General features: G+C 37.6%; 24 protein-coding genes, 1 pseudogene and 1 riboswitch. Of the genes and pseudogenes, 5 read left to right on the top strand and 20 right to left on the bottom strand.

Annotation, left to right across the window (positions count from 1 at the left end; genetic code table 11):
* Nucleotides 1–33: 33 nt before the first annotated feature.
* Nucleotides 34–639, bottom strand: a complete 606-nt coding sequence (locus tag A5821_RS02130; RefSeq protein WP_170922995.1) for a DUF1361 domain-containing protein — start codon at nt 637–639, stop codon at nt 34–36.
* Between the two features lie 185 nt (nt 640–824).
* Between A5821_RS02130 and A5821_RS02125 the strand changes: the two genes are divergently transcribed.
* The 3 genes from A5821_RS02125 to A5821_RS02115 all read left to right on the top strand — a co-directional run bounded on the left by A5821_RS02125 (nt 825) and on the right by A5821_RS02115 (nt 3,838).
* On the top strand, nt 825–1,637 hold the full coding sequence (locus A5821_RS02125; RefSeq protein WP_086312865.1) for a Cof-type HAD-IIB family hydrolase: 813 nt from the start codon (nt 825–827) through the stop codon (nt 1,635–1,637).
* A gap of 148 nt (nt 1,638–1,785) precedes the next feature.
* Complete coding sequence (locus A5821_RS02120; protein ID WP_086312864.1) at nt 1,786–3,099, top strand: putative DNA modification/repair radical SAM protein; 1,314 nt, start codon at nt 1,786–1,788, stop codon at nt 3,097–3,099.
* Nucleotides 3,089–3,838, top strand: a complete 750-nt coding sequence (locus A5821_RS02115) for a TIGR03915 family putative DNA repair protein (RefSeq protein ID WP_086312863.1) — start codon at nt 3,089–3,091, stop codon at nt 3,836–3,838. The genes A5821_RS02120 and A5821_RS02115 overlap by 11 nt, the downstream gene beginning before the upstream one ends.
* A gap of 93 nt (nt 3,839–3,931) precedes the next feature.
* Here the strand turns inward: A5821_RS02115 and A5821_RS02110 are convergent, their stop codons facing one another.
* From A5821_RS02110 to purC, 10 genes are all read right to left on the bottom strand, one after another.
* Nucleotides 3,932–4,426, bottom strand: coding sequence for a prevent-host-death protein (locus A5821_RS02110; RefSeq protein WP_086312862.1), 495 nt, complete (start codon nt 4,424–4,426; stop codon nt 3,932–3,934).
* Between the two features lie 120 nt (nt 4,427–4,546).
* Nucleotides 4,547–5,815 (bottom strand): phosphoribosylamine--glycine ligase, encoded by a 1,269-nt coding sequence (gene purD, locus A5821_RS02105; protein WP_086312861.1) that lies wholly within the window; start codon nt 5,813–5,815, stop codon nt 4,547–4,549.
* 12 nt (nt 5,816–5,827) lie between these two features.
* Complete coding sequence (purH, locus tag A5821_RS02100) at nt 5,828–7,369, bottom strand: bifunctional phosphoribosylaminoimidazolecarboxamide formyltransferase/IMP cyclohydrolase (protein WP_086312860.1); 1,542 nt, start codon at nt 7,367–7,369, stop codon at nt 5,828–5,830.
* The gene (gene purN / locus A5821_RS02095) at nt 7,366–7,950 is read right to left on the bottom strand and encodes a phosphoribosylglycinamide formyltransferase (RefSeq protein WP_086312859.1); all 585 of its coding nucleotides are present in this window, start codon (nt 7,948–7,950) and stop codon (nt 7,366–7,368) included. Before purN ends, purH begins: the two co-directional genes overlap by 4 nt.
* Nucleotides 7,951–7,952: 2 nt before the next feature.
* Nucleotides 7,953–8,993: a phosphoribosylformylglycinamidine cyclo-ligase gene (gene purM, locus A5821_RS02090; RefSeq protein WP_086312858.1), complete on the bottom strand. Its 1,041-nt coding sequence runs from the start codon at nt 8,991–8,993 to the stop codon at nt 7,953–7,955.
* Nucleotides 8,994–9,047: 54 nt separating this feature from the next.
* Nucleotides 9,048–10,487: an amidophosphoribosyltransferase gene (purF, locus tag A5821_RS02085; protein WP_086312857.1), complete on the bottom strand. Its 1,440-nt coding sequence runs from the start codon at nt 10,485–10,487 to the stop codon at nt 9,048–9,050.
* Nucleotides 10,472–12,694, bottom strand: a complete 2,223-nt coding sequence (gene purL, locus A5821_RS02080; RefSeq protein ID WP_086312856.1) for a phosphoribosylformylglycinamidine synthase subunit PurL — start codon at nt 12,692–12,694, stop codon at nt 10,472–10,474. Before purL ends, purF begins: the two co-directional genes overlap by 16 nt.
* Entirely contained in the window at nt 12,691–13,374 is a 684-nt protein-coding gene (gene purQ / locus A5821_RS02075; RefSeq protein WP_086312855.1) for a phosphoribosylformylglycinamidine synthase subunit PurQ, read from the bottom strand. Before purQ ends, purL begins: the two co-directional genes overlap by 4 nt.
* 2 nt (nt 13,375–13,376) lie before the next feature.
* A complete protein-coding gene (gene purS, locus A5821_RS02070) occupies nt 13,377–13,625 on the bottom strand; it encodes a phosphoribosylformylglycinamidine synthase subunit PurS (RefSeq protein WP_086312854.1) in 249 nt (82 codons plus the stop codon).
* A 23-nt stretch (nt 13,626–13,648) separates the two neighbouring features.
* Nucleotides 13,649–14,365, bottom strand: a complete 717-nt coding sequence (purC, locus tag A5821_RS02065; RefSeq protein ID WP_170922994.1) for a phosphoribosylaminoimidazolesuccinocarboxamide synthase — start codon at nt 14,363–14,365, stop codon at nt 13,649–13,651.
* Between the two features lie 281 nt (nt 14,366–14,646).
* On the opposite strand from purC, the gene A5821_RS02060 reads away from it, so the two are divergent.
* The gene (locus A5821_RS02060) at nt 14,647–15,033 is read left to right on the top strand and encodes a hypothetical protein (protein ID WP_086312852.1); all 387 of its coding nucleotides are present in this window, start codon (nt 14,647–14,649) and stop codon (nt 15,031–15,033) included.
* A gap of 84 nt (nt 15,034–15,117) precedes the next feature.
* On the top strand, nt 15,118–15,441 hold the full coding sequence (locus tag A5821_RS02055) for an inorganic pyrophosphatase (protein ID WP_086312851.1): 324 nt from the start codon (nt 15,118–15,120) through the stop codon (nt 15,439–15,441).
* 56 nt (nt 15,442–15,497) lie between these two features.
* On the opposite strand, the gene purB is transcribed toward A5821_RS02055, so the two are convergent.
* The 9 genes and pseudogenes from purB to A5821_RS02010 all read right to left on the bottom strand — a co-directional run bounded on the left by purB (nt 15,498) and on the right by A5821_RS02010 (nt 23,376).
* Nucleotides 15,498–16,793: an adenylosuccinate lyase gene (gene purB / locus A5821_RS02050; protein ID WP_086312850.1), complete on the bottom strand. Its 1,296-nt coding sequence runs from the start codon at nt 16,791–16,793 to the stop codon at nt 15,498–15,500.
* Nucleotides 16,794–16,811: 18 nt separating this feature from the next.
* Entirely contained in the window at nt 16,812–17,942 is a 1,131-nt protein-coding gene (purK, locus tag A5821_RS02045; RefSeq protein WP_170922935.1) for a 5-(carboxyamino)imidazole ribonucleotide synthase, read from the bottom strand.
* Complete coding sequence (gene purE / locus A5821_RS02040; RefSeq protein WP_086312848.1) at nt 17,926–18,414, bottom strand: 5-(carboxyamino)imidazole ribonucleotide mutase; 489 nt, start codon at nt 18,412–18,414, stop codon at nt 17,926–17,928. Before purE ends, purK begins: the two co-directional genes overlap by 17 nt.
* Before the next feature lie 159 nt (nt 18,415–18,573).
* Nucleotides 18,574–19,800 carry a nucleobase:cation symporter-2 family protein gene (locus A5821_RS02035; RefSeq protein WP_249921853.1) on the bottom strand — a complete coding sequence of 409 codons (1,227 nt, stop codon included), beginning with the start codon at nt 19,798–19,800 and terminating at the stop codon, nt 18,574–18,576.
* Between the two features lie 95 nt (nt 19,801–19,895).
* Nucleotides 19,896–20,477: a xanthine phosphoribosyltransferase gene (locus A5821_RS02030; protein WP_086312847.1), complete on the bottom strand. Its 582-nt coding sequence runs from the start codon at nt 20,475–20,477 to the stop codon at nt 19,896–19,898.
* 84 nt (nt 20,478–20,561) lie between these two features.
* A riboswitch (purine riboswitch) is annotated at nt 20,562–20,659 on the bottom strand.
* Between the two features lie 113 nt (nt 20,660–20,772).
* On the bottom strand, nt 20,773–21,174 hold the full coding sequence (locus tag A5821_RS02025; protein ID WP_249921852.1) for a hypothetical protein: 402 nt from the start codon (nt 21,172–21,174) through the stop codon (nt 20,773–20,775).
* Nucleotides 21,175–21,255: 81 nt separating this feature from the next.
* Nucleotides 21,256–21,591, bottom strand: a pseudogene (locus tag A5821_RS02020) (C40 family peptidase); the annotation flags it as partial.
* A 450-nt stretch (nt 21,592–22,041) separates the two neighbouring features.
* Nucleotides 22,042–22,725: a hydrolase gene (locus tag A5821_RS02015; protein WP_086312846.1), complete on the bottom strand. Its 684-nt coding sequence runs from the start codon at nt 22,723–22,725 to the stop codon at nt 22,042–22,044.
* 27 nt (nt 22,726–22,752) lie between these two features.
* Nucleotides 22,753–23,376, bottom strand: a complete 624-nt coding sequence (locus A5821_RS02010; RefSeq protein ID WP_086312845.1) for a glycoside hydrolase family 73 protein — start codon at nt 23,374–23,376, stop codon at nt 22,753–22,755.
* Nucleotides 23,377–23,435 lie beyond the last annotated feature (59 nt).

Raw genomic sequence — 23,435 nt, 5'->3', positions numbered from 1 at the left:
TTATTTAAATAGTAACAAGTTCCTCACACCCTGTCAATATCGCATTTCTTCTTGATCTGTCAATTCCAACCCCCTTAGCAAAAAAATTGTACTCACCAGTAGCAGCTGTAATCCCGTAAACAAAAGAATAAACAACCATTTACTCGAAGACCAAGTAAAAAAAATAGTGCTCAATGTTTGCAGCGGCTTAGTAAAAATATGAACACTATGGAGACGATCGAATCGTCCCACAAAAATAGCTAAGCTAGATAAAAAGTTCACGATTACAATAAACAAAATCCCTTGCCATTTATGGTTCAAATTCTTTCTTTTGTAACATTCATTCAGTATCGTAAATAAAGTCGCCATCCCTAAAAAACCATATACACATATTCCAACCGTTAGCAGTCCAAAAGACAACCACGCAGCTAAGGACTGACCGAATAGCTGATTCATCCCTTGATAAATGGGTAAACGCTCTAAATGAAAAAAATCGGTGAAAAGATATGGGGCATTTGGATAAAATAATAGCCAAAGCATTCCTAATAGAAAAAAACCTTGCTTATTCACTTTCTTAACATGAAAACTAATTTCAAGAGGTATGTAAGCTAATAATACATTTAAAGCCATGAATTGGTAGATCTCAGCAAAAAGCAACATATAAACACAATAAACCAACGTCGCTATTCGTATTGACCAACGATAGAGTTGAATCAAATTTTCCACCGTCCTTTCTTTACTTAGTGTATCATAAAGAAATTTTTTTCTAAAATTTTCTTGAAAACTTGTCATTCTGACATTTTATGCTAGACTTAGTTAAAGAACGATTTCCGGGAGGAATGATTTTGAAAAAATTAATTGCAATCGATTTAGATGGTACAACTTTAAATGCACAATCACTGATCAGTTCAACAACTGAGAAAGCTTTAAAAAAAGCTATGGCCCATGGACATTACGTCAGTATTGTTACTGGTCGTCCCTATCGAATGAGCGGTCAGTTTTATCGACATTTAGGATTAGCTACGCCAATGGTCAATTTTAATGGTGCTCTTGTTCATATGCCTGAAAAACAATGGGCTGATGAAAAAGAAACAGGTATTCAAAGAGACTTAGTTTTCGATATTTTAGCTCAAAAAAAAGCTTTAAATCTTGATTTTGTAGCCGCAGAAAATAAAGAAACTTTTTTCATTGATAGTCTTGATTACTTTGACTCTACTTTTTTTGCCTCAGAAGCTACGTCTAGCAATCTTCTGACTGCTAAAAATTTACTTACAGATCCTACCTCGATGATGGTTCGGACTTCTAAAGACCAAGCAGCACTTGTTTCTGACTCTCTAATGAAGCAGTACGGTGACTATGTTGATGTTAGAACTTGGGGCGGTCCTACGCCTATTTTAGAAATCGTTTCTAAAGGTATTCAAAAAGCGAAGGGCGTCGAGCAAGTTGCTAAATACTTAAATGTGAAACGTTCAGATATTATTGCATTCGGTGACGAACATAATGATGAAGAAATGTTGGACTATGTAGGCTGGGGCGTTGCAATGAAGAACGCTACTGACCAAATAAAATCTGTTGCCAACGACATCACTGAAAAAACCAATGACGAAGATGGGCTAGCTGATTACCTAGAACGTTATTTAGATTTAAATAATCAGTAACATTCTTTACAAGTACTTTTTAATGACTGGAACAAAGCAATATTGCTTTTTGTTCTGGTCTTTTTTCTTTTTCCCATTTTGACAAAACACAAAGCGCTTGTTAAAATAAGAACGTACGTTCTTATTTATTCAGAAATGAGGAGCTATTATGGATTTGTCTAGAAAAATTGAAATTCTTGCTGAATCAGCAAAATATGATGTTTCATGTTCCAGCAGCGGGGTCACGAACAACACACGAAACGGAACGGTAGGTAGCACCGCATCAGCCGGTATTTGCCATACCTTTACAAGTGACGGACGTTGCGTATCTCTTTTAAAATTATTATTCACGAATGCTTGTATTTTCGATTGTCATTATTGCATCAACAGAAAGTCTAACGCAATTCCACGAGCTACCTTTACACCACGGGAAATTGCTGATTTAACAATGGACTTCTACATGAGGAATTATATCGAAGGACTTTTTCTAAGTTCCGCAATTATAAAAAATGTCGATTATACCAGTGAATTACTGATCAAAACATTGAGAATTTTGCGCTATGAAAAAGGCTTCAAAGGCTACATTCATGTCAAAGCCATTCCAGGAGCAGACGAAAAGTTAATTGAGGAGTTAGGATTTTTGGCTGATCGAATGAGTGTCAACGTTGAGCTTCCTTCACGAGAAAGCCTTAAACTACTAGCACCTGACAAAGATCCCTTCGCATTATACAAACCTATGAAGCAAATCACGCATAAGAAAAAAGAATTATCTCAATTTCCTGCGACACAGCAAAACAATTCTTTTGTTCCCGCAGGCCAATCTACACAAATGATCATCGGCGCTTCACCAGAAAATGATCGCTCGATTGTGACAATCGCTGAAAATCTTTATCAAAAATATGATTTAAAAAGAGTCTATTACTCTGCTTACATTCCCGTAAATCAAGATTCTTTATTGCCAGCGATCACAACTGATCCACCACTACTAAGAGAACACCGACTGTATCAAGCAGACTGGTTGATGCGATTTTATCGATTTTCTGCAGCTGAGATTTTGTCTGAAGATAAGCCTAATTTCAATTTATATCTAGATCCTAAAGCCAACTGGGCTGTCCAAAATTATGATCAATTTCCAGTTGACATTCAATCTGCTTCTTATGATCAGCTGTTACGGATTCCTGGAATCGGTCCAAAAAGCGCCCTTAACATTATAAAAGCCCGAAAGTACTATCAATTGCACCTTACTGACTTAAAAAAATTAGGCGTAGTAGTCAAGCGGGCTCAATATTTTGTCAGCTGTAACGGTGTTTGCCAATCAGGATTGATCAACGATCCCGAATGGGTCATTTCTTCTTTGATTTCATCACGACAATATGAGACTTTAAAAAAAGCAAACAGTCAATCACATCACGAACAGCTAGCTTTGTTTGACGTCGAACGTTTTGAAACGATTAAAAATAAGGAGTCTAAGTATGCATATTGAAAAAACGACTGAAATATGGGAATATGACGGCAGTTTTTATGGTTTTTTGACAATTGTTTATCACGCATTTACAAAAAAACAGTTTCCCGAAATCATATTAACACCTGATATTGCTGTAGAAACTTTGTTTCTAAGCCGTTGGATTGAAACTGATGAACCTTTAGCTCAAAAAATATATGAACGACTGACGAAACGATTAAGAAAAGAAAATACTCAGTTTATTATTGATGGATTTTATTGTTCCTTAAGAGAAAAGGAACGCTGTTTACTAGATGCTATTCAAATCGCCTTAGAATCAAAAGATTTGTTGAGCAATCACCTAGGGCATCCTTCTATTTTAGCATTGCAAAAATCTTTAAAAGCTTTATTCGGTGAAGTTCATCTTTTTACAGGCTTTATTCGATTTGAGTTCGCAGGAAAACTGCTTTATAGTACCATTTCTCCAAAACATTTTTCCCTCCCATACCTCTGCCCTCATTTTGCCAGAAGGTATCCTCAGGAAATGCTCATGATTTATGATGATACCCATCGCTTATTAGGTATTATAGAGGAGGGACAAATCAGTTTTATTGAAAATAGCGACCCGCCACTCTCCAATAAAGCTGATTCTGAACAAGAAATCCAAGCAAATTGGCGTACATTTCTTCAAGCCGTTACCATTCAAGAGCGAAAAAATGAGCGAACCCAACTTTCCCACTTACCTATGCGCTATCGCCCTCATATGTTTGATTTTCAATGACCACATTTTTCTATCTAAAAAAGTGAGTAGGCTATGCCTACTCACTTGAAATACATAAAAAACAATAGAATCATAAGCAATTCCTATTATCAGCTAGTCTATTCTAAGGTGGATCTTTTTTACAATCAACTTATCAGACAAATGAGATTGGTTGCTTTGTTCCCCGATAACCTCAGCAAAAATATTAGTTCGATCTTCTTTTTTCTGAAGTTGGTATTCAATTTTTCCAGTCTCATTCAGTTCATTCATCATCTCATTGTAGTCATCAAGATCATTTTTTTTAGTAATGAACTCCAATGAAACCAATTGATCGTCTAAGTTTTTAGTAGACATTAATGAGCCAAATGCAATTTTTTGACGTATCGCTTGATTTAATTGCCCTATTTTTATGTCTTGGCTTTGCTCCGTCGCTTTTTTCTTGATCAGTGCTTCATATTGATCTACAGTCAACATCACACCTGCAACTTTATTTCTATTGTAGATATAAACACCAGCTTTTATTTCTTTAGCTGTTTCAAAAATCGTCATAGGCGACTGTTTCACATCTGTAATTGAAAATGACACGTCTTTATTCATCTTATTTTCCATTCGTCAACTTCCCTTCCAAATGATTATATCACACAGAATTTTAGTGTGAAGGACTTTTAGAAGTTATCCGTATTTTATCAATATGATTCAAGACATTATCTTTTCAATTGGTAGTATTTCTTACTTGTCGATTCCTTTAAAACCAATGTCTTTTCGATAAAAAGTTCCTTGTGTCTCGACATTATCCAGCACACTATAAACTGCTTGGCGCGCTTTTTCCAACGTATCTCCACTAGCTTCAACTAGATAAATACGTCCACCATCAGAAATGAATTGATTGCCCTGCTCTTTTACTCCAGCATAATAAACATGTTTTGAACCCAGATCTGAAAAACTTGGGATATGATGTCCTTTTTGATACTCACCAGGATAACCTTCAGCAGCGACAACAACGCCTATACTATATCCTGCTTTTTTCCACTTTATCTCTGGTTTATTTCCTCTCAGTAAATCATCAATGATCTGAGCAAAGTCACTTTCTAAACGCTGAAGCACAACTTGCGTTTCAGGATCTCCAAAGCGAGCATTAAATTCGATTACTTTAGGACCCGTTTCAGTAGCAATCAACCCGGCATATAAAATCCCTGTAAAAGCTCTTCCTTCTGCAATCATACCTTGTACTGTTGGTTTTAGAATTGTCTCAACTGCTTTTTTTACCAACTCATCAGAAATCTGCGGGCATGGGCTGTATGCACCCATTCCTCCAGTGTTAGGGCCAAGATCATTTTCATAGGCGCGTTTATGATCTTGGGCGATTACCATCGGATAAACTTCCTGTTCACGAACAAAAGCTAATAAGGAAAATTCTTCCCCGCTAAGAAACTCTTCAACAATAACTTTGGCACCGCTTGAACCAAATTTGTTCTGTTCAAGCATATCATTCAGCGCTTCAACAGCCTCTTCAACCGTCATTGCGACTACAACACCTTTTCCAGCAGCTAAACCATCAGCTTTAATGACGATTGGAGCACCTTTTTTCATAACATAAGCCCGAGCTTTTTCAAAATCAAAGAATGTTTGGTGATTAGCTGTCGGTACTTTGTATTTTTTCATAATTGTTTTCGCAAAATCTTTAGATCCTTCAATGAACGCCGCCGCTTTGACTGGACCAAAAGCCAGTAATCCAGCAGCCTTAAAGTCGTCAACGATCCCGTTTAACAATGGAATTTCCGGTCCAACAAATGTCCAATCGACACTATGTTCTTTAGCAAATTTGATTAATCCAGAATGGTCATCTTCTGCAATATCTACCAATTGAATGCCATCTTTTTTCATTCCAGCATTGCCTTTCGCACAAAAAACAGTTGCTACTTTAGGACTTTGAATCAACTTTTGAGCAATAGCATGTTCTCTTCCGCCGCTCCCAATGACTAAAATTGTTAATCCCATCAAATTCTCCTTTTAATGTCTAAAGTGTCTAACATCAGTAAAGACCATAGCAATCCCATACTTGTCAGCCATATCGATAGACTCTTGGTCTTTGATACTGCCACCTGGTTGAACAATCGCTTTAATCCCATGTTTCCCGGCGTATTCGACACTATCTCCCATTGGAAAAAAGGCATCACTCGCTAAAACTGCTTCGTTGGCTTTTTTTCCAGCTTGACTGATTGCGATTTGAACAGATCCAACACGATTCATTTGCCCTGCACCAATTCCTAAAGTTTGATGACTATTCGCAACAACGATTGCGTTACTTTTTACATGTTTGACTGTTTTCCAAGCAAATTCTAACGCTTTTAATTCGTCATCCGTTGGCGTTCTTTTTGTCACCACTTGCCAGTTTTCTGTTTTTTCTTCAATCAGATCTTGATTTTGAACTAATAATCCACCTAAAACAGAAACTTTCTCATCTTCTTTTGACTCATCCTTCTTAGAAAAATCCAGTGTCATCAACCGCAGATTTTTCTTACTACTTAAAATATTAAATGCTTCTTGTGAAAAACTTGGTGCAATAATGATTTCCAGAAACAGCTTATGCATTTTTTCAGCAGTTTCTCCGTCAACTTCACGGTTCAAGACAATGATTCCCCCAAAAATCGAGACAGGATCAGCAGCATAGGCAGATTGATAAGCTTCATTAATTGTTTCACCAATGCCGATTCCACACGGATTCATATGTTTTACTGCAACGACTGTCGGCTGATCAAATTCTCTAGAAATTCGAATCGCAGCATCTGCGTCTTTGATATTGTTATAAGATAATTCTTTTCCATGAAGCTGTGTTGCACTCGCTATTGAAAAAGAAGTTGGCAATGTATTTTGGTAAAAAGAAGCATGCTGATGACTATTCTCTCCATAGCGCAATACTTGTTTTAAATCATATGTGAGTGTTAACGTTTCTGGTTCATGCTCCCCTACAGCATCAGTCAGATATTCTGCAATCAAAGCATCATAGGCTGCGGTATGACGAAAAACTTTGGCTGCTAATTTTTGTCTCGTTGAAAGCATTGTTTCTCCTGATTCAGAAAGCTCCATCAATATTTGATCGTAATCTTTAGGATCTACAACAACAGTCACAAATGGATGATTTTTCGCAGCGCTTCTTAGCATACTCGGTCCACCAATATCAATATTTTCAATCGCTTCTTCTCGGGTTACATCCTTTTTCAAAATCGTTTCCTTAAATGGATAAAGATTTACACAGACAAAATCGATTGGCTGTATTCCGTACTGTTCCATCGCTTCTAGATGTGAACTTAAATCACGACGCCCCAACAAGCCTCCGTGGATTTTCGGATGTAATGTTTTCACTCGTCCGTCCATCATTTCTGGAAAATCGGTGACTTCTTCAATTGAGATCGTCGCGATTCCTTCTTGATCAAGCACAGCTTTTGTACCACCTGTAGAAATAATTTCTATCCCTTGTTCTGCCAATCCTTTAGCAAAAGCGATTATCCCTGTTTTGTCTGAAACACTGATCAGCGCTCTTTTTTTTATCATGAATGATTCTCTCCTTGCCGTGTTTTAATAAGTTTCGCTAAAATACTTGGAAATAGTTTATGCTCTACATTATGAATTTTTTCTTCCAAAGAAGCAAGCGTGTCATTGCCTTCGATCATGACTTTTTCTTGGGCAATGATTGGTCCTGTATCGACACCATCATCCACATAATGAATCGTAACACCTGTTTCCGCTACCTTTGCACAAAATGCATCCTTGATTCCATTCAAACCAGGAAAATTCGGTAATAAGGATGGATGGATATTGACCATACGATTTGAAAATACTTCTAATAAAGTCGGCCCAATGATCCTCATATACCCTGCTAAAACAACAAGATCGATTTGCTCTTCTTCAAGTAAATGGAGAATCTCCGCTTCATACATCGCTTTTGAGTCAAAATCTTTTGGCGAAAATGCAATAACAGGAATTTGCAGTGCTTTTGCTCTTTGAACTACGTAAGCATCTTTTTTATCACTAAATAGTAAAGTGATTTCGGCATCTATTTCTCCCGATTTTACTGCTTCAGCAATTGCTTGAAAATTACTGCCATTACCTGAGGCAAATATCGCTAACTTCATGCTTACACCTCTTTAAAGACAACTGCTTGCTCAGCTTCTGTAATGATCTTACCAATAATATAGCTAGGTTCATTCTGCTGCTTTAAAATCGTTTGCACATCGTCGATTTTTTCAGGAGACACCGCTAGAATCATTCCAATTCCCATATTGAAAATTTCATACATTTCCAACGATGGGATTTGACCATATTTTTCTATACTTTTAAAAATAGGCAATGCCGGCCAGCTGCCAATCTGTATTTCTGCAAATAAGCCATTTGGCAACATTCTCGGTATATTTTCTACAAAACCACCACCCGTAATATGAGCAATACCATTCACCAATTCCTGTTTTATTAATGGCAGTAGAGCTTTTACATATATTTTGGTAGGTTTTAATAGTTCCTCACCTAATGGCTTTTCGTTTAAATCAGAAAATAAACTTTCTCCAGTAAATTGGTGTGTTTCAAAAAATATTTTACGTACGAGAGAATAACCATTTGAATGAACCCCACTAGAGGGTAAACCCAAAAGAATATCCCCTTCTTTGATGCGATCCCCCGTGATTATTTGACTTTTTTCTGCTATCCCCACGGCAAATCCGGCTAGATCATAATCATTTTCGCCATACATACCTGGCATTTCAGCGGTCTCGCCACCAATCAATGCAGCACCTGCTTGGAGACATCCTTCAGCAACTCCTGCAACTACTTGTTCTAAACGTTCTGGTCTATTTTTCCCTGTGGCAATATAGTCTAAAAAATATAGTGGTTCTGCTCCTTGAGCGACAATATCATTCACGCACATAGCAACACAATCAATGCCGATCGTATCATGCTTATTCTCTTGAATCGCCAACATCAATTTTGTTCCTACCCCGTCTGTTCCCGAAATCAAGACAGGTTCCTTCACTTCCACCGTACTTAAATCAAAGCATCCCCCAAAACCGCCCAAAGTCCCCATCACACCCATGCGTTCTGTTCGCTTAACATGTTTTTTGATTCTTTCCACTACTTCATAGCCTGCCTCGACATCAACACCTGCTTTTGTATAAGCATTTCCCATTATGGCGTTCCTCCTAATTAGTACGATTAAATCGTTTAGCGCACTCTTAATCGCTCAAGCAAAGTTGATTTTTTCTTTCAAAGACGCTTGATATCTCTCTGCATAATCATATAAGGGTGTTGGGTAATCTCCATTAAAATAGGCCATACATAGTCCCGAATATGGTGCGTCGTATTTTAGTCCAATTGCCTCAATCAACCCTTGCTCACTCAAAAAATTTAATGAATCCGCTTTGATCAACTGTTCGATTTCAGCAACAGAATGATTAGCTGCGATCAATTCTTTTCTAGTCTGGATATCAATCCCATAAAAACAAGGGAATCTTAACGGAGGTGAAGCAATTCGCACATGTACTTCCTTAGCACCGGCATCCTTGAGTAATTGAACGATGCGCCGACTTGTCGTTCCTCGAACAATTGAATCATCTACCATTATCACTCGTTTTCCTTCCACCACACCACGAACGGCAGATAGTTTCATTCTAACGCCTTGTTCTCTCAATTCTTGCGTAGGTTGAATAAATGTCCGAGCAATATATTGATTTTTCACTAACCCCATCTCATAAGGGATACCACTCGCTTCAGCATATCCACTTGCTGCGGAAAGAGAAGAGTTAGGTACACCTACTACCATATCAGCTTCGATGGGAGCTTCTTCTGCCAAACGCTTTCCCATATTTTTTCGAGCTGTATGTACATTTATACCCGCTATATTTGAATCTGGTCTGGCAAAATAAATGTATTCCATTGAGCAAATGGCATATTGCGTATCTTTGGTGTATTTTTCTATTTTATAGCCATTATCATCAATGATAATCATTTCACCAGGACCTACATCGCGGACAAAAACGGCACCGATCACTTCTAATGCACATGTTTCACTCGCAATTACATAAGCACCATTTTTCATTTGACCGATGGATAAAGGGCGAAAAGCATTTGGATCGAGAGCTGCAATCATTGCTGTTTCTGTCATTAACAGATAAGCAAAACCACCTTTGACAGTCTGCAAACTCTCTTTTAAACGTTCATTGAATGTTGTCTTTTTACTTCGTCGAATTAGATGCATTAAAATCTCAGTATCCGAATTAGAGTGAAAAATTGCGCCAGTTTGCTCTAACTCTTTTCGTAAACTTTTTGCATTGGTTAGATTACCGTTGTGCGCCAAGCCACAGGCACCGTCATAAAACTTGAATAAAAATGGCTGGATATTATCCACACTTCCATTTCCTGCAGTAGCATAGCGCACATGACCAATGGCAGAATTTCCTCTCAAAGAAGTTAGAGAACGATCATCTTTAAATACTTCAGAAAGTAAGCCCAATCCCCGATGACCATTCAACTCGCCTTCATTATTCGACACGATCCCTGCACCTTCTTGCCCTCGGTGTTGTAGACTGTGCAATCCAAAATATACTACTCTAGCGGCATCAGGATGACCCCAGATGCCAAAAATGCCACATTCTTCATTTAAACTCTTCACTTCATAAGGCATGGAATAGCTTCCTCCCACAATACTTTGGCTGTTTGTGTCAACACTTCAATCGTTTGATTTTCTGTTTCTATGCTGATCATCTCATCGTCTGTTACTTTGCCAATCAATTGTGCATGACCGTTCATTATTTTTTCAAATGCTGTTTGATTTTCTAACTTAATCGATAGCACAAACCTCGACTGTGTTTCAGAAAAAACAAGTGAAACTGGCATCTCAAGCTTGACCTCGAAGCCTACCCCTTTTTCAAATGCAGATTCAGCTAATGCCACACCTAAGCCGCCTTCAGAACAATCATGAGCACTTTGAATCAACCCTAACTTGATTGCTTTCAACACTATTTGTTGGATTTCCTTTTCATAGGCTAAGTCAAATGTCATTAGTTTTCCTTCAATATAACCAAGAGTCATTTTTTGTAATTCACTACCGTTAAAATCAGCTTTTGTTTCACCTAATACATAAATCAAATCTCCAGCAGATTTAAAGCCTTGAGTGGTAACATCTGACAAATTCTCTATCAAGCCGACCATTCCAATCACTGGAGTAGGATAAACCGCCTGACCGTTCGTTTCATTATATAAAGAAACGTTTCCAGAAATTACTGGGGTTTCTAAGACTTCACAGGCTTTAGCAATGCCGTCTGCCGATGTCCAAAGCTCCCAAAATCCCTCTGGTTTATCAGGCGAGCCATAATTTAAGCAGTCTGTAATTGCCAATGGCTTGCCGCCGCTTGCCACAATATTTCTTGCAGCTTCTGCCACTGCTATTTGTCCTCCGATTTCTGGATTTAGATAAAGATAACGAGCATTACAATCCGTCGTCATAGCCAAAGCTTTTGTCGTTCCTCTAACACGTAAAACCGCAGCGTCACTTCCTGGTAAAACCACTGTATTCGTTCGAACTTGAGAATCATATGTTTCATAAATCATTTTTTTAGAGGCTATTGTAGGTTGCTGTAATAAATTTAGCAATGTCTCAGTTCCGTCAGTTACATCGGGATAAAAATCTGCTACTCTTTCAAACTTTTTGAGTCTTGCTGGTTCACAGCGTGCTTTATTATAAACTGGTGCATCTTCCGCCAACGCATCGACTGGTAAGTTCGCTACTTCTATACCATGATGATTCAGCCGATATAGCCCATCATCGGTTACTTTACCAATCGTGACAGCATCTAATTCGTACTTTTGAAATAGTTCTATCACTTCAGCTTCATGCCCTTTTTTAACACAGATCAGCATCCGTTCTTGAGACTCTGAAAGCATCATTTCATAAGGTGTCATTTCCGATTCACGTTGAGGGACATGGTCCAAATCTAAAATCAAACCCGATCCTGCTTTAGAAGCCATTTCGGCACTTGATGAGACTAATCCTGCAGCACCCATATCTTGAATTCCAACCAAAATATCCGCATGCTCTAAAATCAATTCCAAACACGCTTCAAGTAATAATTTTTCCATAAAAGGGTCTCCTACTTGAATTGCAGAACGCTGTTGCTCTTCCCCTTCGACAAACTCTTCAGAAGCAAAAGTTGCACCATGAATACCGTCGCGTCCTGTTTTCGCACCGACATACATAATGGTATTTCCTACACCTTTCGCTTGCCCTTTTTGAATATTTTTATGATCAATTATCCCAACACACATCGCATTTACTAGCGGATTTCCTTCATAGCAAGGATCAAATGCCACTTCACCACCAACCGTTGGAATCCCAATACAGTTGCCATAGCCACCGATTCCAGCTACGACTTCTTCTAACAAATATTTTGTTCGTTCATTTGTCAACTCACCAAAACGCAGTGAATCTAAAATCGCGATTGGTCGGGCCCCCATACTAAAGATATCTCTGATGATACCGCCAACACCTGTAGCCGCACCTTCATAAGGTTCAACTGCAGAGGGATGATTATGACTTTCTGCTTTAAAAACAACTGCTTGACCATCACCGATATCAACGATTCCCGCTCCCTCACCAGGACCTTGTAAAACATGGGGTCCTTCAGTTGGAAATTTTTTTAAGACTAGCTTTGAGTTTTTATACGAGCAGTGTTCACTCCACATAACAGAAAATAACCCTGTCTCTGTATAGTTTGGCATACGCCCTAAAATATCCTCTTCGATCATACGATATTCTTCATCTGTCAGACCCCATCCACTATAAATACGCTGACTTTTAATTTCTTGCGGCGTAGGCTCTTTCACTTTCATCATGCGTTTGTCCTAACCTTTCCATAGTTTTTTATAATCGATTTGAAAAAGCGCAATCCATCATCAGATCCTAATAAACTTTCTACTGCACGTTCTGGGTGCGGCATCATTCCTAATACATTGCCTTTTTCATTGATAATTCCTGCGATTTTTTCCAGACTACCATTGGGATTTTCATCAGCGTAAGTAAAAACAATTTGTTGGTTGGCTTTTAACTGTTCAAGAGTTTTCTCATCACAATAGTAATTCCCTTCTCCATGTGCAATAGGCAGTTGGATTACTTCCTCTTGTTGGTATTCTGAAGTAAAATTAGTTTGATGATTAACAACGTTTAACCGAACCGTTTTACAAACAAAATGAAGCGACTCATTTCTAAGCAATACCCCTGGCAAAAGACCTGCTTCAACTAGTATTTGAAACCCATTGCAAGTACCAAACACAGGTTTTCCTTCATCTGCGAAGCGAATCACTTCACTAATGATTTTTGAAAATCGGGCAATTGCACCACACCTCAAATAATCCCCATATGAAAAACCACCAGGGATCAAAACCCCATCAAATCCTGCTAAACTGTCTGCGTCATGTCGCACATATTCAGCATCTTGACCTAAAATATTTTTGACCGCCCATAGAAGATCCATATCACAGTTTGATCCTGGAAAAACAACCACTGCAAACTTCATTTTTAGACTTCCTCTCCGATTTCATATCGATAAGTTTCCATATTAACGTTAGCTAGTAATTTATCACAGATCTCTTCAATTACTGTTTCAACCGGTCGTGCTGATTTTCTGACTTTGATTTCAAAGTATTTGCCAATCCGGATTTCATCAATTTCACTGAAGCCAAGACGATGTACTGCTCCTTTAACGGCTTCACCTTGTGGATCTAAAACAGAATCTTTATACGTAACATACACTTTTACATCAAACATAGTAAAATAGCTCCTTCATTTTTTTAGTTGAATACTTTTTCTAATCGAATCAAAACCTCTTGATAAACTGGAATCATATCTCCTAATTTTCTTCGATATACATCTTTATCTAAATGATCTTTTGTTTTGTCATCCCATAATCGGCACGTGTCAGGTGTTATCTCATCTGCAAGTATTATCGTTCCATCTGCTCTTCGACCAAACTCTATCTTAAAATCGATCAAACGAATTCCCACCTCTGAAAACAATTCAATCAATACTTTATTTATCCTATGCGCCTCGTGTTTTATAAATGTAATCTCTTGTTCTGTCGCAATATTCATAATCTTAACATGATCATCATTAATCAGCGGATCATCCAAATGATCATCTTTGTAGTAAAACTCTAGGACCGGATAATCAAGTATTTTGCCTTCTAAAATGGCTAGCCGGTTCGCAAAACTACCTGCAGAAACATTTCTAATGACCACTTCCAATGGAATAATCTCAAGCATCTCCACCAATTGTTCGTGTTTAGATATTTTTCTAATAAAGTGATTTTGTATGCCGTTTTGCTTAATTTGTTTAAAAATAAGTGATGTTATCTGATTGTTCAAACTGGCTTTTCCTTCTACAATATCTTTACGACCACCATTCAATGCAGTTGCTTGATCGAGATACTCGACTCTCAACACCTTAGGATCATCCGTTTTAAATAGCTTTTTGGCTTTTCCTTCGTACAATAGAACGTCATTTCTTATCAATCACGACACATCCTTTTTCCGTACTTTAAAAAAAAAAAATCATTTTTAGTTCGTCTTTATATTCACTTACAGTCTAGCAAGACTATGGCAACACGTCAACCATTTGTTAACTATAATACTAAAAACATGTAAAATCGTTCGTGTTTCAACAATTCCAATATATTCTCTCCAACGAATAAACTTGTAAGCATTTACAAGTGTTAAGAAAAATGGTATGCTAATCAAAAGTAAATCTTTTTTGTTTTAACTAGTGAGGATTTTTGGGAGGGAACACAAGGATGACTAGCGATTACGATAGTTTAGCGCAGGATTTTTTGGCAGGATTGAAACCTGAAGAAAGAACAAAATTGTATAATGATTTGCTGGCTTTAGAAGAAGTCCACAAATTAAATCAACATAGTTCTTACTATACTTTTAAAAATTTGAAACGAGCAGTTCATCGTCATTCAGAAAGACGCAAACGAACATTTCGTTATAAAAATAGTTTTAATACTGAATTAGTCATACATCAAATACATGAACAACATTTTTTTAAAAACAACTACTGCATACATGTCTATTTTAATGCACATGAATATACGTATTTACTTATTGACCACTTGCTTTCAGCATTGAAAACCCCGAAATCTGCAACGATGCGTACTTTTCAAGAGGTTACAGTTTAAAGGGTTTCATACAACTAAAGGATTATTTGGCTAAAACGCACACCGTTTTAGTCTTTTTTGATTAATTAAGAAAGGAGAAATTCTATGAAAAAATTAAAAGTAAAAGTGACAGTAGATCGACCTGTTGGCTACAAAGATTCTTTTGGAAATGTCTATCCAATCAACTATGGATACATTGAAGGAGTAATTGGAGGAGATGAGGAAGAACAAGATGCTTATATTTTGAATGTCCCTTCCGAAAAAATGAGCACATTTATTGGTATTGTGACAGCCATTATCCATAGACATGATGATAACGAAACAAAATGGATCGTAATTCCTGATAATACACTAATTTCTAAAAAACAAATTATCGAGCAAACGTATTTTATAGAACAACATTTCGATAGCTATGTAGTGATGCTGTGATAAAAAAATAGTAGTGAACTCCCCGCACTCGGGAGTCCGCTACTATTTTTTCAAGTCTAAGCTAACCCTACTCGTTCAAAAATGATATCCACATTCTTTAAATGGTAATTATAATCAAAAGCATCATCTAATTCTTCTTTAGATAAAATCGAAGTGATTTTTTCATCCGCTTCAAGTAATGGCCTAAAGGCGGTCTGATGATCCCAAGCATAGGCGGTCTTCGGCTGTACTATATCGTACGCTGCTTCTCTTGCCATCCCATGATCAATCAACTTCAATAAAACTCGTTGACTATAAATCAAGCCATATGTCGCATCCATATTTCGTTTCATATTTTCAGGAAATACAGTTAGATTTTTTACAATAGTAGAGAATCGATTCAACATATAATCAAGTAAAATCGTTGTATCTGGAATAATGATCCTTTCAGCTGAAGAATGCGAAATATCACGTTCATGCCACAATGTTACATTTTCATAAGCTGTCACCATATGTCCACGAATAACACGAGCAAGACCTGTCATATTTTCGGAACCGATTGGATTACGTTTATGCGGCATTGCAGATGAACCTTTTTGACCTTTCGCAAAGAACTCTTCTACTTCTCTAGTTTCTGATTTTTGCAAACCACGAATTTCTGTAGCAAATTTTTCAATACTTGTTGCCACTAATGCCATTGATGACAAATATTCTGCATGCAAATCACGAGGTAAAACTTGTGTAGAAATTTCTTGTGCTCTAATTCCCAAATGTTCACAAACGTATTCTTCAACGAAAGGAGAGATATTCGCAAAAGTGCCCACTGCTCCACTGATTTTCCCAGCTTCCACACCTTTTGCTGCATGTTCAAAACGTTCAACATTTCTTTTCATTTCTGAATACCATAGCGCCAACTTCAAGCCAAATGTAGTAGGCTCAGCATGAACACCATGAGTACGCCCCATCATAACTGTATGCTTATGTTCTTTTGCCTTTTCACCAATAATTTCAGTGAATTTCTTTAAATCTTCTCGCAAAATATCATTAGCTTGTTTTAGTAAATAGCCATAAGCCGTATCAACTACATCTGTACTTGTTAGGCCATAGTGAACCCATTTACGTTCTTCGCCTAAGCTTTCTGATACAGCACGAGTGAATGCAACCACGTCGTGTCGAGTTTCAGCTTCTATTTCTAAAATTCGTGCTACGTCAAATGATGCATTGTCCCGAATTTTTTGTACATCCTCTTTAGGGATATCCCCTAATTCTGCCCAAGCTTCATCAGCCAAAATTTCTACTTCTAACCAAGCGTTGTAGCGGTTTTCATCTGTCCAAATAGCACCCATTTCAGGTCGTGTATAACGATCGATCATTCGTGTATTTACTCCTTTTTAATCCCAAATATTGGTTTGATATATATCTTCTAAGGTCTCAAAAATATCCTCTGTCAAAACAGTGATATGACCCATTTTCCTGTCTTTTTTGGCTTCTGCCTTACCATAATAGTGAAAATGCCAGTCAGGTTTTTCGGAAATAACATCCATTGTTTCATAGATTTCATTTCCCAAAATATTGACCATTACAGCCTCTGATAAAAGATCCACTTCCGGAAGCGGCCACCCGCAAATCCCGCGAATGTGCGCATCAAATTGACTCATCGAACATGCTTCAATAGAATAATGACCAGAATTATGGGGTCTAGGCGCTAGCTCATTTACATAAATACCACCGTCACTTGTTAAAAACATCTCCACGGCCAAAGTACCAGCCAAATCAACGGATTCTGCAATGACACGAGCAATTCGTTGCGCTTCAACGACCACTTCTTCATCTACTCTTGCTGGAGCAATCGTTTCATGTAAGATGTTATTTCGGTGAATATTTTCAACTACTGGAAAAACAGTAATCTCGCCTTTCCCATTGCCGCTTACCAATACTGATATTTCCTTTTCGTATGGAATCCAAGCTTCTAAAACACACGTTCCTTCTCTCAGTATATTCATCGAAGGAGCCAAATCAGAAGTGCTATATAATACAAACTGACCTTTTCCATCATAGCCGCCACGAGTTGTTTTCAGCACACATGGATAACCGATACCATCAATAGCATCTTGAATATCTGTTGGGCTTACAATCGTAGCATAAGGAGCAATAACAATATTATTTTCTTCTAAAAAAGACTTTTCAAGTAAGCGATCTTGTGTAATGGCTAAAAGATCTGTTCCTTGAGGAATGCTTACTAAATCTTGAACTTGTATCAATGCTCCAACATCAACATTCTCAAATTCGTATGTTAGAACTTGCGAGCGTTTTGCTAGTTCTTCTAAAGCTTCTATGTCATCATAATCAGCTAACAAATGCCAATCAGCGACTTGAGCAGCAGGACAGTCAACAGTCGGATCTAAAACCCCCACACGAAAACCCATTTCACGTGCGCTAAGAGCCATCATCCTGCCTAATTGTCCGCCACCTATAATACCGATCATTTGTCCTGGTAATAGAGGTTTATTCAAGTTCATCACTACTTTCCATCACAGTTTCTTCAAGAAATTTACGCCGTGCGTCTAATTTCCCTGCTAACTCTACATCATACATGGAAAGCATCCGAACTGCAAGTAGTCCGGCGTTCGCTGCACCAGCTTTTCCAATTGCTGTAGTCGCAACTGGAACTCCACTAGGCATTTGAACGATAGACAGTAACGAATCTAACCCATTCAATGCTTTCGATTGGATTGGGACACCAATCACTGGTAAAGTTGTTTTTGCAGCGATCATTCCAGGTAAATGCGCCGCACCTCCAGCACCTGCAATTATCACTTTCAACCCACGGTCACGAGATTGTTCTGCAAATTCAAACATATAATCAGGAGTGCGATGTGCCGATACTACTTTTTTTTCATATGAAATCCCAAATTCTTCCAGACAATCACATGCATGTTTCATCGTTTCCCAATCAGATGCACTTCCCATAACTACTGAAACTACGACAGACATAACAATCCCCTTTCTTATTCTCCTTACATTTTAGCAACGGAAATCTTACGTGTCAAAGTAAAATCGAATATTATAGATTTTTTTAATTTTAATGTTCGTATTAAACAGAGAAAAAAAGAAAAACCGGAAAAATGTCCGGTTTTTACTTAATCATGACGTTTAAGCCTGTTCTTCATTTTTTAAACCATTAAACAATAAATTTAAAATAATCGCTGTTAAACTACTCATAACAATTCCGTTTCCAGTGAACATTCTAACTGTTTCCGGCATTTGCTGGAATAATGTCGGAAGCATATTAAATCCTAATCCAAAACCAATTGAAATCGCAATAATCAATAAGTTTTTATCATTATGGTAATCGACTTTTGATAACATGCGCATTCCTTGAACAGCTACCATTCCAAACATCACTAACATTCCCCCACCTAATACAGGCTCAGGAATAATTTGAGCAATTGCCCCGACCTTTGGTAATAGTCCTAAAGCGATCAAGAAAAACGCTGAATAATAAATCGGTCTTCTTGTTTTGATGCCAGAAAGTTGGACCAACCCAACGTTTTGAGAAAAACCAGTATACGGGAATGTATTAAAAATACCACCTAAAATAACTGCTAATCCTTCTGCTCGATAACCTTTTTTTAATTCTTCTTCACCAATATGTTTACCCGTGATGTCTCCTAAGGCAAAATACACACCTGTTGACTCTACCATACTGACAATTGAAATGATGATCATCAATACGATTGATGATAGATCAAATGTTGGCGTACCAAAATAAAAAGGTTGAGGAAAATGGAACCATGTCGCTTCTCCAACTGGTGTCAAATCCACTTGTCCTAACAAAGCCGCGAGAATTGTACCGCCGACTAACCCGACCAAAACCGCAATCGACTTTATAAATCCTCTTCCCCAAACTTGTATGACAATAATTAATCCGATTGTTATAAACGCTAACAGCAAATTCGTTCTGTCACCAAAATTAGGAGCTGTCGCTAGTCCGCCACCCATTTTTTCAACCGCTACTGGGATTAATGTCAAACCAATCACAGTGATTACAGTCCCTGTCACCAATGGAGGAAACAGTTTTTTGATTTTTGAAAATATACCAGACACTAGCACAACAAAAATCCCTGAAGCAATGATTGAGCCATAAATTGCACCAACACCCTTATCACTACCGATCATGATCAATGGTGCGACCGCTTGAATCGCACAACCAAGCACTACAGGTAACCCAATACCGAAAAATTTATTGACGGTCAACTGTAATAAAGTTGCAATCCCGCACATAAAAATATCAATGGAAATCAAATAAGTCATTTGCTCTGAATTAAAATTTAAACCAGTTCCTATAAGTAAAGGAACCGCCACAGCTCCAGCATACATCGCTAATAAGTGCTGTAAACCTAAAACCGCCGCTTTACCATTTTCAGTTTCTGGTTGATGAATCGCTTCTGTTTGCTTTGTTTTACTCTCCAAGCTTATGCATCCCCCTCAAGAAATTCAACTTCTCCATTTTTCAATGAAGCAATACGCGCTAATGAAACAACACGCATCCCCATTTCTTCTAATAAGTCCCGACCATCTTGGAAAGACTTCTCAATAACGATACCAATCCCATCCACTTGTGCACCAGCCTGCTGACATAGCTCAACTAATCCTTTTGCAGCTTGACCATTCGCTAAAAAGTCATCAATGATCAACACTTTATCTTCACTTGATAAAAATTTTCTTGAAATAGATATTTGACTTGTTACTTGTTTAGTAAACGAATAAACAGATGCTGTCAATAACTCTTCATCCATCGTCAAACTCTTAGCCTTACGAGCAAAAATCATCGGTACTTCCAATTTTTTCGCCGCAAAAAGAGCTGGTGCGATTCCAGACGCTTCAATTGTCACAACTTTAGTAATACCAGCCTGTGCAAAAACTTCTGCAAAACGATAGCCGATAGCCTCCATTAAATCAGGATCAACTTGATGAGTAACGAAACTATCTACTTTTAAGACACCTTCCCCTAAAACACGTCCATCCTCTTTGATTCGTTGTACTAATTCTTCCATTTCTTCCGACTCCTTCAGCAATTTTTCTATACGTTACTTTTTATAAAAACAAAATAACCCTTTTCTGCGTAAGCAAAAAAGGGTCTAAGACACTTCTTCACTTATAGACCAACATTTACGGTGTTGGGTAGAGACGGTCATCCTTATTATGACCATATATAAGCTTCTCGTATTAGTATACAATAGTACAAAACTCTGAAAATTTCAATGAAAAAAACACTTTTTCATTGAAATTTTACAAAGTCTCTTATTGGTTCAACTAATTATATAATTACTTTTCTCTTTTAACCTTTAGTTATCTTTTAATAAAAGCAGGTTTTCCACCGGTAGCCAGTGGTGTATTTTTAGGAACTAATTTTATTTCAATCGCTTCTAAACGTTTTGCTAAACCTTGAGTTCCAGCAGATTGCCCATTCTTAGTCCACGCTTGCCAACCATAGTCTTGAGAATGAACACGATAATGAACGTCATACTGGGTAGCCGCTGCGCCAGTCAATTTAATTTGAATAGCCTCTAATCTTTTTTTCCTTCCTGTAGTACCACTAAGTTCATTATTTGATTTCCACGCTTGCCATCCGATATCTTGAATATGCGTCTTATATTGGATCCCCCCACTAATTGAAGGATCTAACTTAATTTGAATTCCTTCTAAGCGTTTGGCTTTCCCAACTGTTCCGCTTGTTTGTCCAGATTGCACATAATTGCCCCAACCAAAATCTTGAAGGTGAGTTCTATAGCTCACTAGTTTTGAATTAGTATTATTATTGCTATTTTTAATTACTCTAACAGCAAAACTCGGTTTGAAGTAAGTTGTTGAATTGATTTTCACAACTTCTTTTTCATTTGGTGCATGAATATATTGTCCATTACCAATAGCGACCGCTACGTGATATGTACTTCCTTTAGCACCCCAAAAATATAAATCACCAGGTTCAGCTTGAGCAACACTGATTTGTTCTCCAGCTTTTTCTTGAGGAACCGTGTAATCACCAATATTTTTCCCAGTTACTTGTAAAAATACATAACGGGTTAATCCCGAACAGTCAAATACGTTAGGACCTTTTCCACCCCACGCATATGGTTTACCTAAATGTCTTTTAGCTTCAGTAACGATTTGATTCTTTTGAGAGGTCGAGAATGTGACTGCACTTCTCGCTGCTGGTTCTTCCTCTATATTCTCTAATGAAAAATCTGGCATTTCTTGAATCTGCTGAATTTGTTCAGCAGTAAAACCTGCATCCACTGCCTCTTGGTAGCTATCCTGATCTAATGTTTCAGTCGCGTCAGCTGACAAAAAGGTACCATTAACAGCAAAAAGTAACAACGCTGCCCCAACCACATAACAATATTTCTTCATAATTTTTCCCAACTCCTAACATATTTTCTTTAATGATAACATAAAATAAATTAATTTTAGGATAGTAAAACTAGTTTATTCTATTTATAATCATTTTGTAATATAGCCTTTAAATCGATATATATGTGCACAAAAATAATCAATAGCAACACACTAAATTATGCCATTGATTACCTTTAGTTTCAATTAAAATTTAATTAATCCGTTTTAAATGTCATTCTTTTTTTCAAGATTTCTATATTTGTCCATTTTATGGCTAAAAAGGTCTCCATTACTTGGCGGTGTATAGGTGATCGCGTTAGCTCCTGCTTCAATTGTTTCCGTAATTGACTCATCCGTTGGACCACCTGTTGCAATAATCGGTAATTCCGGATAATTCTCACGGAAAAATTTAACTGTCTTGGCAGTATCTTTGCCAGCGCTGATATTGATCATCGTAACACCAGCTGCTATTTTTTCATCAATCGGCGTATGAATAGACGTTACAGTGCTGACCACTGGAATATCAACAACTTCGCACACCATCTCAACTGTTTCAACAGGAGTTGGACCATTTAATACAACACCGATCGAGCCTTGTGCTTCTGCAAACAAACTCATATAAGCAGAACGTTGTCCTTGGGTCAAACCACCTCCAACACCTGAAAAAACAGGAATATCAGCGGCCTCGATTATACTTTTAGTTATAGCCGGATGAGGTGTAAACGGATAAACAGCAATCACTGCATTTGCATCTGTATTTCGAATAATAGCAATATCAGTTGTAAAAATAATTGATTTGATTTTTTTCCCAAATATTCGGATTCCGCTCGCTTGTGCAATAACTTTCGGCACTTGAACAATATCCTGTTTTAAAGGCGTAACAATTTCCGGCACCCACTTTTCACTCATTCAACCCACTCCTTTTTACTCTCTTGATCAATGATCGTATTGGTTAAGATCATAACTTTCGATTACATGAATCACCTTATCCGCATACGTTGGATCTGTTGCATACCCCGCATCTTGTAAAGCGCGTGCAGCTTGCTTATAGTTTTTTGCCAAAAGAACATGTTCATACAGACGCGGATTCCAGGTTACACCATTAACAAACAAACGTGTATGATCGTCCATTGATTCTTCCCACGTATCGTATACTCGAAAATCTCCTTGAATAACAATCCATTCTTCATTGATATATTCACGAGTTTCAAGATTGATCTTTTTTTGATCCCCATAAGCCTTGATTCCAAATAAATTATTATATTTCGATGCAAGAGTACTCTGTCCCCAATTTGACTCCAAAATCCCTTGACCGATGATAATACTAGGTAAAACGCCATAAGACGCTTGCAGTTCTTTTGCATGAGGACTGATTCTATCAATAAACTGTTCTTTTGAAACTTGTTCATTTTGTTGAGTAGATTCTTCCTCTGTTTTCGAACTATCTGATAACACATTGATTGAAAAAATAAACGCCACACCAACAATCAACAAACCTGCAAAAAGTGTTGGTAAATTGGTTTTTCTCATTTTTTTCTTCTTATACCTTGAACTATTCATACATTCCCTACTTTGTCTTGTATTCGTTCCTAGGCTAACTTTAGATAGCTTAGGACAAT

Source organism: Enterococcus sp. 7F3_DIV0205 (genome assembly GCF_002141365.2).
Lineage (GTDB): Bacteria > Bacillota > Bacilli > Lactobacillales > Enterococcaceae > Enterococcus_L > Enterococcus_L palustris.
Note: the sequence above shows the minus strand (reverse complement) of the source record. Positions and strands in the feature narration are given on the sequence as shown.

Excerpts from the sequence above, each read along its gene's own strand:
- A5821_RS02130 (WP_170922995.1), bottom strand. The coding sequence starts at position 639 with ATGTTGCTTTTTGCTGAGATCTACCAATTCATGGCTTTAAATGTATTA.
- A5821_RS02120 (WP_086312864.1), top strand. The coding sequence starts at position 1,786 with ATGGATTTGTCTAGAAAAATTGAAATTCTTGCTGAATCAGCAAAATAT.
- A5821_RS02115 (WP_086312863.1), top strand. The coding sequence starts at position 3,089 with ATGCATATTGAAAAAACGACTGAAATATGGGAATATGACGGCAGTTTT.
- A5821_RS02110 (WP_086312862.1), bottom strand. The coding sequence starts at position 4,426 with ATGGAAAATAAGATGAATAAAGACGTGTCATTTTCAATTACAGATGTG.
- purD (WP_086312861.1), bottom strand. The coding sequence starts at position 5,815 with ATGGGATTAACAATTTTAGTCATTGGGAGCGGCGGAAGAGAACATGCT.
- purH (WP_086312860.1), bottom strand. The coding sequence starts at position 7,369 with ATGATAAAAAAAAGAGCGCTGATCAGTGTTTCAGACAAAACAGGGATA.
- purN (WP_086312859.1), bottom strand. The coding sequence starts at position 7,950 with ATGAAGTTAGCGATATTTGCCTCAGGTAATGGCAGTAATTTTCAAGCA.
- purM (WP_086312858.1), bottom strand. The coding sequence starts at position 8,993 with ATGGGAAATGCTTATACAAAAGCAGGTGTTGATGTCGAGGCAGGCTAT.
- purF (WP_086312857.1), bottom strand. The coding sequence starts at position 10,487 with ATGCCTTATGAAGTGAAGAGTTTAAATGAAGAATGTGGCATTTTTGGC.
- purL (WP_086312856.1), bottom strand. The coding sequence starts at position 12,694 with ATGATGAAAGTGAAAGAGCCTACGCCGCAAGAAATTAAAAGTCAGCGT.
- purQ (WP_086312855.1), bottom strand. The coding sequence starts at position 13,374 with ATGAAGTTTGCAGTGGTTGTTTTTCCAGGATCAAACTGTGATATGGAT.
- purS (WP_086312854.1), bottom strand. The coding sequence starts at position 13,625 with ATGTTTGATGTAAAAGTGTATGTTACGTATAAAGATTCTGTTTTAGAT.
- A5821_RS02060 (WP_086312852.1), top strand. The coding sequence starts at position 14,647 with ATGACTAGCGATTACGATAGTTTAGCGCAGGATTTTTTGGCAGGATTG.
- A5821_RS02055 (WP_086312851.1), top strand. The coding sequence starts at position 15,118 with ATGAAAAAATTAAAAGTAAAAGTGACAGTAGATCGACCTGTTGGCTAC.
- purB (WP_086312850.1), bottom strand. The coding sequence starts at position 16,793 with ATGATCGATCGTTATACACGACCTGAAATGGGTGCTATTTGGACAGAT.
- purE (WP_086312848.1), bottom strand. The coding sequence starts at position 18,414 with ATGTCTGTCGTAGTTTCAGTAGTTATGGGAAGTGCATCTGATTGGGAA.
- A5821_RS02035 (WP_249921853.1), bottom strand. The coding sequence starts at position 19,800 with ATGTATGCTGGAGCTGTGGCGGTTCCTTTACTTATAGGAACTGGTTTA.
- A5821_RS02030 (WP_086312847.1), bottom strand. The coding sequence starts at position 20,477 with ATGGAAGAATTAGTACAACGAATCAAAGAGGATGGACGTGTTTTAGGG.
- A5821_RS02015 (WP_086312846.1), bottom strand. The coding sequence starts at position 22,725 with ATGAGTGAAAAGTGGGTGCCGGAAATTGTTACGCCTTTAAAACAGGAT.
- A5821_RS02010 (WP_086312845.1), bottom strand. The coding sequence starts at position 23,376 with ATGAATAGTTCAAGGTATAAGAAGAAAAAAATGAGAAAAACCAATTTA.